Source organism: Cryobacterium glucosi (genome assembly GCF_004402235.1).
GTDB classification, from domain to species: Bacteria; Actinomycetota; Actinomycetes; order Actinomycetales; family Microbacteriaceae; genus Cryobacterium; species Cryobacterium glucosi.
The window spans coordinates 1-12,297 of the sequence record NZ_SOFS01000044.1 but is presented as its reverse complement, the minus strand read 5'-3'; the positions used below and the strand labels follow the sequence as shown (position 1 = coordinate 12,297).

The 12,297-nt window shown below is 60.9% G+C and carries 10 protein-coding genes and 1 pseudogene; 5 read left to right on the top strand and 6 right to left on the bottom strand.

Translation table 11 applies throughout. The features are described 5' to 3' along the window. Nucleotides 1–200: 200 nt before the first annotated feature. Nucleotides 201–1,151 (top strand): alpha/beta hydrolase, encoded by a 951-nt coding sequence (locus E3O46_RS17095; RefSeq protein ID WP_134558810.1) that lies wholly within the window; start codon nt 201–203, stop codon nt 1,149–1,151. 463 nt (nt 1,152–1,614) lie between these two features. On the opposite strand, the gene E3O46_RS17090 is transcribed toward E3O46_RS17095, so the two are convergent. The 3 genes from E3O46_RS17090 to E3O46_RS17080 all read right to left on the bottom strand — a co-directional run bounded on the left by E3O46_RS17090 (nt 1,615) and on the right by E3O46_RS17080 (nt 5,374). Continuing rightward, entirely contained in the window at nt 1,615–2,274 is a 660-nt protein-coding gene (locus tag E3O46_RS17090; RefSeq protein ID WP_241987455.1) for a DUF1345 domain-containing protein, read from the bottom strand. A 645-nt stretch (nt 2,275–2,919) separates the two neighbouring features. Next, nucleotides 2,920–3,975, bottom strand: a complete 1,056-nt coding sequence (locus E3O46_RS17085) for an LCP family protein (RefSeq protein WP_241987454.1) — start codon at nt 3,973–3,975, stop codon at nt 2,920–2,922. 1,135 nt (nt 3,976–5,110) lie between these two features. Then, a complete protein-coding gene (locus E3O46_RS17080; protein WP_134446417.1) occupies nt 5,111–5,374 on the bottom strand; it encodes a hypothetical protein in 264 nt (87 codons plus the stop codon). 762 nt (nt 5,375–6,136) lie between these two features. Between E3O46_RS17080 and ftsW the strand changes: the two genes are divergently transcribed. From ftsW to E3O46_RS17065, 3 genes are all read left to right on the top strand, one after another. Continuing rightward, a complete protein-coding gene (ftsW, locus tag E3O46_RS17075; RefSeq protein ID WP_241987453.1) occupies nt 6,137–7,303 on the top strand; it encodes a putative lipid II flippase FtsW in 1,167 nt (388 codons plus the stop codon). Between the two features lie 476 nt (nt 7,304–7,779). Beyond that, entirely contained in the window at nt 7,780–8,112 is a 333-nt protein-coding gene (locus E3O46_RS17070) for a low affinity iron permease family protein (protein WP_134562159.1), read from the top strand. Between the two features lie 149 nt (nt 8,113–8,261). Beyond that, a complete protein-coding gene (locus tag E3O46_RS17065; protein WP_134562158.1) occupies nt 8,262–9,200 on the top strand; it encodes an undecaprenyl-diphosphate phosphatase in 939 nt (312 codons plus the stop codon). Nucleotides 9,201–9,444: 244 nt separating this feature from the next. On the opposite strand, the pseudogene E3O46_RS18565 reads toward E3O46_RS17065, so the two are convergent. After that, a pseudogene (locus tag E3O46_RS18565) lies at nt 9,445–9,585 on the bottom strand (IS30 family transposase); the annotation flags it as partial. 119 nt (nt 9,586–9,704) lie between these two features. Here E3O46_RS18565 and E3O46_RS17055 point away from each other — a divergent pair. Then, nucleotides 9,705–10,949 carry an IS256 family transposase gene (locus tag E3O46_RS17055; RefSeq protein WP_134562157.1) on the top strand — a complete coding sequence of 415 codons (1,245 nt, stop codon included), beginning with the start codon at nt 9,705–9,707 and terminating at the stop codon, nt 10,947–10,949. A 135-nt stretch (nt 10,950–11,084) separates the two neighbouring features. Here E3O46_RS17055 and E3O46_RS17050 read toward each other — a convergent pair whose 3' ends face one another. Together E3O46_RS17050 and E3O46_RS19085 are read right to left on the bottom strand one after the other, a co-directional pair. Further along, nucleotides 11,085–11,942: an IS3 family transposase gene (locus tag E3O46_RS17050; RefSeq protein WP_277612985.1), complete on the bottom strand. Its 858-nt coding sequence runs from the start codon at nt 11,940–11,942 to the stop codon at nt 11,085–11,087. Continuing rightward, nucleotides 11,939–12,202, bottom strand: coding sequence for a helix-turn-helix domain-containing protein (locus E3O46_RS19085; RefSeq protein ID WP_420897759.1), 264 nt, complete (start codon nt 12,200–12,202; stop codon nt 11,939–11,941). The genes E3O46_RS17050 and E3O46_RS19085 overlap by 4 nt, the downstream gene beginning before the upstream one ends. Between the last annotated feature and the right edge of the window lie 95 nt (nt 12,203–12,297).

The window sequence follows — 12,297 nt, the reverse complement described above, 5'->3', positions numbered from 1 at the left end:
CAGCGCGCCGGCCACTTCTGCCGTCGCGCTGCCGGTTCACAATAACTTGCCCTTCCGCGTTCTACGGATGCAGCGCCCGCATCGGAAGCCCTGCATTCTCGTTCGGCCCCGACTCGATCGCCCTCCGACTGGAATCGACCAGCGGTCGATGCCTGGGCGTTCCGTAGTCAACTGATAGAACCGAGACACAACCTGTGAGAATGAATTCAGGGCGCAGCAAGACCCTCATCGCGGGTGTCACTCTCCTCGTCCTGGGAGCCGCAGGCGGGTTCCTTGTCGTCCACCCGGCTTCCGCTGCCAGTCAGACCTCTCAGTCCCCATCGGACACGCCCCGGCCGGCGTCGGCCCTCGCCATCACGGGCACTATTGAGACGGTGCATATTCCGGCAACCGCATCCAATTTCACCGCCAGGGATGCCGAGGTATACCTCCCTCCGGCCGCCGTGGCCACCGACGTTCCGGCACTCCCCTTCGTGCTCATGATGATGGGCCAACCCGGGAACCCGGACGCGTCCTACATCGCTTCAGTCCTCGACACATTCGCCCTCACCCATGACGGTCAGGCGCCGATCGTTGTCGTTGCGGACCAACTCGGTGATCCGAGTGTCGATTCACTCTGCCTGGACACTCCGACGCACGGGAATGTGCAGACCTACATTGAGCAGGATGTCGTCAACTGGGCACGCGCGAACCTGCACATTGAAACTAATCGCGTCGACTGGACAATTGCGGGGTTCTCAAACGGTGGCCAATGCGCCATTTCCCTTGCTACCAAGTTCCCGGACGTCTGGGGAAACGTGATCAGCGCGTCCGGGACGACCTTCGCAGGCACAGAATCTGAGCCCACGGTTCTCGCCGACGTCTTCGGCGGAGACCAAGCCGCCTACGACGCGACAAAACCAGCGACCGTGATGTCGTCCACGCACTACCCCGATACCGAGGCCGTGTTCACCGTCGGGGCGGATGACTCCGTGATCGGTCCACCCCAGAAGGCGTTGAGTGCCGCGGCCTTGGATGCCGGCATGGTGACCAGCTACTACGAAGTTCCCGGCGAAGGCCACACCGTCGAAGCGCTCCTCGGAGGACTCACGAAAGCGTTCGACGTTCTCGCCCCACGCCTCGGATTTCAGGAACCATCGCAAGAGCCATAGGCACGCACAACGCTACCGGCAAGCCCTGATCAGTGGACACCCGAGAGGCGGATCCCATCACTCCGACCCGACGTAGCATGTCCGGCTCTGAGGGCAACTACCTATTTGGCCTTACGACCGCTTCGTCGAGAGTTCAAATTTCGCAAGCGTTGGTACCCTGTTGGGGTTGGCACTAAGCACTAGTCCCAAATCCTCGGGTGGGCAACGCGACAGAACCTTCTCGGATCATGCCGCTGGCATCACTGGTCCTCACCAAGCCCCGTCCGCGGACAACGACACTAATTCAAACGCCCCAAACTTCACCCGCTCGATCGTCCCCAGGCCTTGAAACAGTGGATGGGGCACTCCGGTATCGCGATGCTGCGTTTGCGAGACCCGTCAGAAACCCCTGGATGGTCTCCGGAACTCGTTCGATTTCGCGGTGCGTGTCTAGCCTAACTTGCTCGCGTTAGTGGCTTCCCGGTCAGTTGAGGATGTTCACGGCGCGGGAGATGACCAGGGCGAGCAGAATGAAGCCGGTCAGTGCCTGATACGCCATCAGCATTTTCGCTCGGTGCGTGAGTGGCATAACGTCCGTGGGGCTGAACGCCATCATGTTCGTCAACGAGATGTAGGCGTAGTCCAAGTAGCTTGGCCGCCAGTTCTCGCCCCCTGGCGCCCCGTCATGTTGTGGGAAACGGAAGTCCACAGTCGCCGTCGACCACTGGGCTGCGTCGCGACGCGCAACTGGACCTGACCGGTCCAGCTCCCAGTACACCAACGAGAATGCAATTACGTTCGTAACCCAGACCTGCAGCGCAGTGAGGAGGACATCCGGACCGTTCACTCCCCCATAGAGAAGCTGTCGGACCGTGAAGACAACGGTGACTTGATTGGCCAGGGTCAGCAATGAGGCGAGCCCAATGGATAACCACCGGGACCATGTGGTCTCCCGCGATAGTCGGCGTGGGTTGAAGATCGTCAACGGGATCAGCAGAAGCAAACCCAACAACGGAATCACCCACCGTGGCAGAATCTGCACCTTCTCGGGAATCAGCAGATACAGAACCAGGCTCAGGATGATTGCGGCCAGGACCGGCCAGCGGTGCTCGTGCCTCACCCTGGGCGTTGTCGTTTCAGTCACAGTCGAGAGTGTAAGCGATCCCCAATCACGTCGACGCCGTCACGGGTGAAACGACTTTTCGAGGTGCCGACGCACAGTTCGCTGTCCTCGCTCAGGTTTCCGTGCGACTAGGTGAGGAATGGTGTTGAACCCAGTTCCCTCATCGCCACCGCGATAATCGTTGCTATTGCCAACACTATCGTTGCCACTGTCAAACCGCGACCAGGAGCACCTACCGGGATCAAACGATATGCCCGGACCGAGAGCCCGAGCCCCACTACCGTGGCGATGAAGCGGCAAACGGGAACACAACTGCGAACAAGATGCTGGCAAGCGTTATCCAAAACCCGGACTTACGGCCCGGAGTGTTCGTCCAATCCCCGGGCGGCCGTCTCAGGCCACGCAACTCGTTCTCGTCCGCATTGAAGTGTGCGTCGTTCAAATGATGCCCCTCACGTTTGTTCGGCGGCCAGTATCACACAATCCCCCCCCTGACCGAAGGAAAATCGACCAGGAAGCGGGCGACCCAACGAGAGCTACCAGCCTCCCTGTGCGCCATACCTGGCGAGCCGCGAGCACTTGGCAAACGACGCACGGTGCACCAGTCGTGGCGGCCTAGTCGGTGCGGTTCGAGATGGGAGTTGCACGGTTCTCTTGGCGGTGGATCTAGTTGCCCTTCGTACAGGTTTGCTGATCAGCGGTCTGCCCAGTGACGCTGGACGGGAGCACGGCATTGGCCCCGGGGGTCGCCGTCGGCGTTGAAGCCGGAGTGGATGTGGAACTAGGTTTTGCAGTCGCGGCTGGCGTGGGAACAGGGGCCACCGGAGCGCTACTCGGGAGCACGGCCGCCCGGCCTGGGGCCCCAGAGAGCTGCAATGGTGCATCCGCGACCAAAGCTGTGTTCAAGACTGTGGCAGCACTGGACTGGGCGATCACCCGTCCTGGCTCGGCCGGGTCAGTGACGGTGGGGTACTGCACGAAAACCATGTTCGCCAGCCCTGTGTCCTTGATAGCGAGAGCGATCTGGACCAAGGTCGTCGGATTCGTCAGCGTATCCGAGAGAACCATGTTGCCCGTTGCCGCTTTGGCCAGGGAGAACAACGCGATCGGGTTCCCCAGGACGCCGCCACTTTGGACCTTCCGAGCCAGAGCAGCCATGAAGAGTTGCTGGTTACTAATCCGCCCCAGGTCACTACCATCACCGATACCGTGCCTGCTGCGCAAGAACGAGAGCGCGTCGGCGCCGACGAGGGTTTGCTGTCCCGCCGCCAAATGCAACGGAGGCGTCGTGTACAGATCATTGACCGCCGAGGCCAAGCAGACGGTGACCCCGCCAACAGCGTTCGACATGGCAGTCACCCCGTCAAAGCTAATCTCCGCGGCGTAGGGAACCTGGACGCCAGTGAGCTTCTCGATCGTCAACACAACGCACGAAAGGCCACCGCGAGACAGGGTCGTATTCAGCATCACCCGGCTGGAAGGCGACGCGGTCCCGCCATCGGCCTGCGGACACGCGGGAACGGCAAGCATCAGGTCCCGGGGAAAACTGATCACACTGACGCTCTGATGATTCTGCGCAATGTGCAGCAGCATGGTCACGTCGTTATTACCCGCGCCAGAACTACCCGCGAGCTCTGCGGCCGTCCCATAGGCCCCGCCCTGGCCGGTACGCGTATCCGTGCCCGTCAATAACAGGTTTACCCCGCCGGCGATCGCGCTCACGTCCGCGGCCGGGGCAGGAGCCGCCGTGTCGCCGGGCGACTGATCAAGGTGGGCCAAATGAACACCGGGCTTGACACTACTGGCAACATCCCACGCGGCAATCGCCGCAAGGGAGCTCCCACTAACCAGGAGCACACCGAGGGTGATTCCCAAGGTCTTCGCGACCGTCCGCCACGGCCCCCGAGGCGCCAACCGTCCATGCCGAATCGGCTGACCGGCATTCCTGACACGCCCACGCAAGGGCCCAGCGTGCGTCACGGTAACCCTCTTCCGCCGGCCGAACCAACCGGAACATCCACCAACAATTGATTCGACAGAACTGTATGCCAGCAGCGACCGGAGAATCCTGTGAAAGTACTCCCGGACCAGCGCAATCTCACAGGAAGCCCGCCACGCTCACCAAACGGGGAATGACGCTCATCGCCGGACCAGGGTTAGCGTTGTTTCACTGCGTGTTCAGCAAGGAGTCCACAACTGCCATCAATGGCCGTCAACCTGCATCTGTTCGACGGGACACAAACGCGAGTTTGTGTCGACATCAACCAGTACGGCCAGCTCCCCGCCGTCATCGTGGACCCCCGCACGGAGGACGGGGGCGTTCTGCCCGGGACGTGGCTGGGTGAAAGCCACAACAGCCGACCAGACGGAACCAGCTACCGCGCGGTGCCCCGACACGACCTCGCACCGACTGCGAAAGAGTCCTCAGACGATACCTGAAGCAACCGAAAATCGCCCGTCCGTTTGTACGAGGCCGGAGCCGGGCCCGGCAACGCAACGAGTTTCTCTTCACCACCATCGAAGCATGTTCTTCGCAGCGCAGCCGCGCCGATTCGAGTCAGATTCTGGAGCTCCGTTACAAGTACCGCGCTTGGGAAAAGGATGACGCTCTTACGCCGTGGCCCGGCGCGCTCTGAGGGCGCCATTGTGCTCCGGTAGCCGATGGCCTATTCCAAAGCACGCGTGGCGGGCGCCAGCGGTCAATATCTCACTGAAGACACATGACCGCAGCGCAACTCCCAGGCAATGGTATTTCACTCCTCCGACGGTGCAGCATCTGCCTAATCGACGCAGAAGACAGGGATCGGTCGGGGCCGGTCACAGGCCTGATCCCCGCGAACAAGACCGTTGATGCCGTTCAACTCAACTCACTGTTGTGATCGTCGAGCACGGCCGTCACAAAATGCGCAACCGCATCGTCCCAATTCGGGAAGACAAAATGCTCGACCGGATCCACAAACTCCATCACCTCGTAGCTACCCTCGGCTTTCGAAATGAACCCGACCAGTGAAAGCGCATTGTCGCGTGCGATGCGCCGATCCGTGACGCGCCACTCGCAGCCTGAGAGCGCTTTGACGTTGAGATCTTCACTCGTGCGCGTTTCCAATCGTCCCGTGATCATCTTGATTCCTCTCGTTCGATAGTGCCGAGGCTACGACCGACATCTGACAGTTCTCAGAACTGCTCATATGCAAGAGCTATGAACCCTGGCACCCGGCGCGAACATCATCCTGGATTCATTTGCGAGCGCCACTCAGGTGGCACCCAGTGCGGAAACGAAACGCTTCCAGGGAGAATCCCTACTCCAAAAGATGGGAATCGCCGCGCGTGGGCAATCGCGAGGGGCAGCACCACGAAAGACTTTCGCCTCGCTGCGAGTAGCTTGTTCATTCCGCTCTGCAGTGCATTGTCAAGTCGACGAATCGAAAGAAACGACCGCCAACGCCGTGAACTGTCTTGTCCAAGCCGGCGATACAGGCAGCCTGCGCACCTCCTCGGCCCCTTGTTGGTAGCGCTCAACGTCGACGAGGCTTTTCCAGCAACGATTTCCGAGCAGGCACAATCTGGGAGAGATATGTGACCCGACGCGACACGTGTGTGATGAACTAGCGGTTCGGGATTCCCTCAGTAGTGTCGTGGTGGCGCCCCAGCCCATTGCCGCGCACTCTGATCCGATCCCACACCCGGCAGGACACTCCCCGCAGATGACCGTATGTGAAGTACCGAGCAATTGTGGTCAATCTACAATAAATTCCACCTCCGCGGCGTCTCCTGAGAAGGGGCTTGGTTCGTGACGAGTCCGCGCAACCCGACCCGTGCGCCACGTTCAAAGACCGACCACAGGGTTCCGTCAAATAGACCGTCACAGTCAACGCGCATTAGCGTGGGTCGTTTGATCCGCTCAGAATCCCCGAACTATTTTTTGCTCCTGGGAACGACGCTGTTCTTGGTCATCTTGGGCTTGATCATGGTCCTGTCTTCGTCATCAGTCGATTCCTTTGTTGCTCACGAGGGTTTCTTCGGCGTTGTGCTTCATCAAGGTGCCATCGCCCTGGTCGGCGTCCCATTGATGCTCGTGCTGAGCCGGATGCCGTTGAAGTTCTGGGAACGTATCGCTTGGCCGGCGCTCATCGCTACTTGCCTCGTTCAGTTGCTCGTCTTCACCCCGCTGGGTGTGACCGTGGCCGGGAACACCAACTGGCTGTCCATTGGCAGTTTCCAATTTCAGCCATCTGAAGCCATCAAAGTCGCCCTCGTCATTTGGCTAGGCATGCTTCTGGCACAGAAGAAAGATCACCTCGACGACTGGCGCCACGTCCTCGTGCCCGTTTTTGGCATCGGCGGCACTGCCGTCATGCTCGTCATGATCCGCGGCGATCTTGGGACAACAGTAATCCTCGCCAGTATCCTTTTCGGCTCCCTCTTCTTCGCCGGCGTAAAACTACGCATGCTCGCCATCCCCTTGGGCATCGGCGCCCTGGGAGCCCTGGCTGCGGCGATGGCCAGCGGAAACAGGATGGCCCGGATACTGAGCTTCTTCGGCACTGGCTGCGACGGCTCAACCGGCACGATTTCCGCCGCATGCTGGCAACCCTTGCACGGCACGTGGGCCCTCGCGTCGGGCGGTATCTTCGGCGTTGGACTCGGGAACTCCAAAGCGAAATGGTCTTGGCTTCCAGCCGCGGACAACGACTACATCTTCGCGATCATCGGGGAGGAACTCGGTCTCATCGGCGCAGTCGTGGTGCTCGCCCTTTTCGTCCTGCTGGCCATCGCCTTCCTCCGCATCATGAACGCCACCACCAGCCCTCAAGCCAAAGTCAGTACTGCGGCCGTCATGGTCTGGATCATCGGTCAAGCACTCGTCAACATGGGCGTCGTCCTCGGATTCATCCCTGTCCTCGGCGTGCCACTCCCCCTGATTTCTGCTGGAGGCACCGCCCTCCTCACCACCCTCATAGCAATCGGAATCGTGCTCTCCTTCGCACACAGCGAGCCGTCGCCGTCGCCTACGCCCCTAACCGGAAAGCCGAACGCCGAGCACCTATAACTCGTCCCGCGCGCTCTCGTCGCAACACTGCACGCTGATTGAAGTGGACACGGCACGGAATCGATTCTTGGTCCACCCACGGTGTCGACGCTGTGAAATCCTTCGCCGTTGTGACCTCGATGAGCCGTCCACCGAAACGGGTCACGGCCACGATTTAGCGAATTGCCGGGCAGGACCGTCGCCGGATCAAACAAGCACGATTGCCTAACACTTTCGACCAGCCGAAACAGTGCCTCCGCTCCACCGGGTTTGTGCGCCGCGTTTACGCGAACAGTTGTTTTGACGAGAACAACGCCTAGTCTCTCGAGCGTGGAGAACGCGTCTACTAGTAACGACTCGATCAACTCGGACCACCAAAAACGGCTGGATCAATCTCGCGAAATGCTAAGGAACGACTGGACGAGCGTGCCCGACAAACGGTGGAGTAGCCGTGTCTTGCACACTATCGGCACAGTGAGCGAACACGCCGCAGCGGATTGGTTGCCGGAAGTGCGATCGTAGAGTGGGTCGCGGTCGGCGTGGCGGCGGAATTTCCTCCATGGTGGGAGAACGTCCTTTATGTTGCGAGTTCATCTGTGACAGTCGTGATGGTCTTCGCAATCCAACACACGCAAGCACGGCAACAAGCGGTAACCCAGCGCAAGCTCGACGATCTACTACGCGCCCAGCCAACTGCCGACGACCGCATCATCGCGTTGGACGGTGCGTCGGACGACGAATTGGAGGCCCTCACCGACCTCAGTCAAGAGAACCGAAAACGAGCCCTTGCGACGGATGTCCCGCCAACGATGCTAGATCCCCCGACGTAGAGAATCTATGTGGCCCGGGTACCGACCAGATCGGGAGCTGCCTGGCCAGACCGTCCCAGTCGTTCGATTTCGTTCACGCTGAGGAACCCTTCACGTCATCATTACCGGCGCACGTCGGCGCAGGTGACCGGAACCTCTAGCCTGTTCATATGATCACTTTGATTCAAGCGGCGATTCTAGGATTCCTCCAAGGGATCACGGAATTGTTCCCCATTTCCAGCCTTGGCCACAGTGTCATCCTGCCCACACTCTTCGGCTGGAACATCGACCAAAGCAGCCCCGCGTTCCTCGGGCTTCTCGTTGCCACCCATCTGGCTACCGCTATCGTTCTCTTCCTCTTCTTCATAAAGGACTGGATCCGGGTTTTCCGCGGGTTCGGACGTTCCATCCGGGATCGTAAAATCGGCCCCGACGACATCTACGCGAAACTCGCCTGGCTACTCGTCGCCGCCACAATCCCCGCCGGGATCGTGGGCTTGCTCTTGGAGAAGCCCCTCCGGTCCCTTTTCGCATCCCCACTGATCGCTGCTGCATTCCTTGTGTTCAACGGCCTCATTCTTCTGACCGCAGAACGCCTCCGACGTCATCCGAACCGGGCTCAGACCGGACGGGTGAGCGTTGATGCTGTTGCGAGCGGACGCCCCATCCCCGCGGGCTCGGCCAACACGCAAATGTCTGAGACCGAGAGGTCCGACACCACGATCGCCAAGCTCACCTGGAAACAGGCGTTCGGAATCGGCGTCGCGCAGACGGCCGCCCTGCTACCGGGAATATCCCGATCAGGATCAACCATGGTCGGTGGGCTCCTCTCCGGACTCAACCACGAAACCGCTGCCCGATTCAGTTTCCTACTAGCCACACCCATCATCGGCGCCGCGGCTGCACTGAAACTCCCGGGACTGTTCAGCCCACAGATGGCCGATCAGAGCGGTGCGTTCCTCGTCGGTGCACTCTGCTCGGCCGTTGCCGCATGGTTAGCCACGAAGTTCCTGCTGCGCTTCTTCGAGACCAGGACACTCACTCCTTTCGCGATTTACTGCATCGTCGCTGGAACTGTCTTCTTCGTTGTCCTGCTCGCGTTTCCATAGAAGTCCGCAACAACATTGCACGTCAAATCAGTTGAGATTCCCTTGCTCGGAGCCCACACGGTCATCACTCCATACGTCCTCGCTCGGCGGAGGAATCCTGGGCGATGACGTGCACTGCGCCCGCATCACCCGCGCCGATCCGCACCGCGAGGTCATCACGGGAGCCAAATAGCCGATGGCGCCGCGGGTTCAGGATCTGTGATCGATGTCGACCGCAAGCCTCCCGCCCGATCACAGGGCGAGTTCAACCGGTCGTTGCAACACCGGGCTGTTTGAGTAACTGTAGTTGTTGGCTGAACACTTCGGCCGGAGTCTTCCAGCCGAGCACTTTGCGGGGTCGGTTGTTTAGGGCGAGAGCGACGGCTTCGAGGTCATCCGCGCTCCACCAGTAGTGCCCCTTAAGGTGGTGTAGCCCGGTGGCTGGCCTCGCCTTGGACGTGGGCGCGGTCACCGTGGTGTTCCTTCGAGGAAACTCCTACATCCCACTCGAAAGGCATCAACACGATGACCGCTCCACATATTGTCGACCCTGCTGGCCTGCTCCGCGAAGCTCTGGGCGATGCGTCTCCGGATCTGATGCGCAGCCTGCTGCAAACCATGATCAACGCCCTCCTCTCCGCCGACGCTGACGCGGTTGTCGGCGCGGAGTGGGGCAAGCCCAGCCCCGACCGGGTCGCTCAACGCAACGGGTACCGACACCGCGACCTCGACACCAGGGTCGGCACGATCGACGTCGCCGTTCCGAAGCTGCGCCAGGGCACGTATTTCCCGGAATGGCTCCTCGAAAGGCGCAAACGCGCGGAGGCTGCGATGATCACAGTGATCGCGGACTGCTACCTCGCCGGCGTATCCACGCGCCGGATGGACAAACTCGTCAAAACTCTCGGGATCCACTCACTGTCGAAATCGCAGGTATTTCGGATGGCGGCCGAGCTCGACGAACACGTGAACCAGTTCCGGCACCGGCCCCTCGGCGACGCGGGCCCGTTCACTTTCGTCGCCGCCGACGCGCTGACCATGAAAGTCCGTGAGGGTGGCCGGGTGATCAACGCTGTCGTTCTCGTCGCGACCGGCGTCAACGCCGACGGACGCCGCGAAGTCCTCGGCCTCAAAGTCGCAACCAGCGAAACCGGGGCAGCGTGGAACAGCTTCTTCGCCGACCTCACAGCCCGCGGCCTGACTGGCGTGCGGCTCGTGACCTCCGACGCGCACCAAGGCCTGGTCGAGGCGATCGCGGCGAACCTGCCCGGTGCGTCCTGGCAACGCTGCCGCACCCATTACGCCGCGAACCTGATGAGCGTGTGCCCGAAGAGTATGTGGCCGGCGGTGAAAGCGATGTTGCACTCGGTGTACGACCAACCCGATGCCGACAGTGTGAACGCCCAATTCGACCGGCTCTTGGACTACGTCGAAGACAAACTCCCCGACGCGTTCGAGCACCTCGACAACGCCCGAGCCGACATCCTCGCCTTCGCGTCGTTCCCGGAAGGGCTCTGGCAGCAGATCTGGTCCAATAACCCCAACGAACGCCTCAACCGTGAAATCCGTCGCCGTACCGACAGCGTCGGCATCTTCCCCAATCGCGACGCGATCATCCGCCTCGTCGGCGCGGTCCTCGCCGAGCAGACCGATGAATGGGCCGAAGGCCGCCGCTACCTCGGCCTGGACATCCTCGCCAAAAGCCGCCTCACACTCGTCTCCAACACCGAAAGCGGGGCCACGGAAACAGTCCTCCAACTCAGCGCTTAAACCCTCAAGCCGAAGGAAACACCGCTACACCACCACCGGGGACTTGACCGCTCCACCTCGAGAGGTCGGTGCCTTTCGGGAAGTACTGGCGTAGCAGTGGAGTGGTCCCCGAAAGTTGGACTCGGTAATGCAACTTTATGTGGTGGCGGTTGTTTGGGCGCGGTATTCGTCGGGGCTGAGGTAGCCGAGCCGCTGTTGGATTCGGGTGGTGTTCCACCATCGCAGGTAGTCGTTCAGCCCCGTGTGGAACTCGTCGACGGTTCCCGGTTTCTGGATGCGGAACCATTCCTCCTTGAGGTGGCTGAAGAACCCCTCCATGACGGCGTTGTCCAGACACGTGCCCTTGCGAGACATCGACTGAGTGAGCCCGGCGCCCCGCAACGTGTCCCGCCAGAGGGTGTGGCGGTACTGGAATCCCTGGTCGGAGTGGACGAGAGGCTTCTCGGCGGGGGTGAGTGTGTCGATTGCTATGCGGAGACTGTCGGTGACCATTTTCACGCTCGGAGAGGGCCCTGCCGTTGCAGAGATGACCCGGTTGTCATAGAGATCCAGGACGGGTGAGAGGTAGACCTTCGAGGCGCCGATGTTGAACTCGGTCACGTCCGTGACCCACTTCGTGTGCCTAGACTCTGTGGCGAACTGCCGGTTCAATACGTTGTCGGCCGCCTCCCCGACTTCTCCTCGGAATGAGTTGTACCGTTTGCGTCTGCGCACTGGGCATTCCAGCCCGAGCTCGCGCATGAGTTTGAGCACCGTCTTTTTAGACACCGTCCACCCCTGTCGGAGCAGAACGGCAAGGATGCGCCGGTGCCCGTAGGCACTCTTCGCCGCCTCGAATGCGCCACGGATAGCTTCCTTGATGCCGGCCCGGGTGTCGCTGCGGCTGAGCCGGTGCCGGTGGTCGTAGAACGTTGACCTGGGAAGGTCCGCGAGCTGCAGCAAAAGAGGTAACGGGTAGTGCGCCTTGAGATCATCGACAGCTCGAACTTTCAGCGTCGTTCCGGTGACCTCAAGGCCCGCAATTTTCCCAAATAGGCGACCTCAGCGCTCAACCGTTCGTTCTCCGAGCGCAGCGTCTCGATCTCGGACTTCGGAGGGGAATCCTTTTGATCCGTTGGCGGTCTGCCTCGCCGCTTCGGGAGTAGCCCATCTTCCCCGTCACGCCGATAAATGCCCGTCCAGGTCGCCACGGTACTGGGCGACGGAAGGCCATACTCCTCGGAAAGAGCCCTCCCGGACTTGTCAAGGGCCATGAAGAACTGCCCGCTGGCGGCCACGGAAAATGCCCGCTGATGGCCATGAAAACTGCCCACTCATGGCCAACAGATCTGCCCACCAGGATTCGGCG

Bases quoted from the DNA above. Each gene is read 5' to 3' on its own strand.
- E3O46_RS17095 (WP_134558810.1), top strand. From the start codon at position 201: ATGAATTCAGGGCGCAGCAAGACCCTCATCGCGGGTGTCACTCTCCTC.
- E3O46_RS17080 (WP_134446417.1), bottom strand. From the start codon at position 5,374: ATGATCACGGGACGATTGGAAACGCGCACGAGTGAAGATCTCAACGTC.
- E3O46_RS17065 (WP_134562158.1), top strand. From the start codon at position 8,262: ATGATCACTTTGATTCAAGCGGCGATTCTAGGATTCCTCCAAGGGATC.
- E3O46_RS17055 (WP_134562157.1), top strand. From the start codon at position 9,705: ATGACCGCTCCACATATTGTCGACCCTGCTGGCCTGCTCCGCGAAGCT.
- E3O46_RS19085 (WP_420897759.1), bottom strand. From the start codon at position 12,202: ATGGCCCTTGACAAGTCCGGGAGGGCTCTTTCCGAGGAGTATGGCCTT.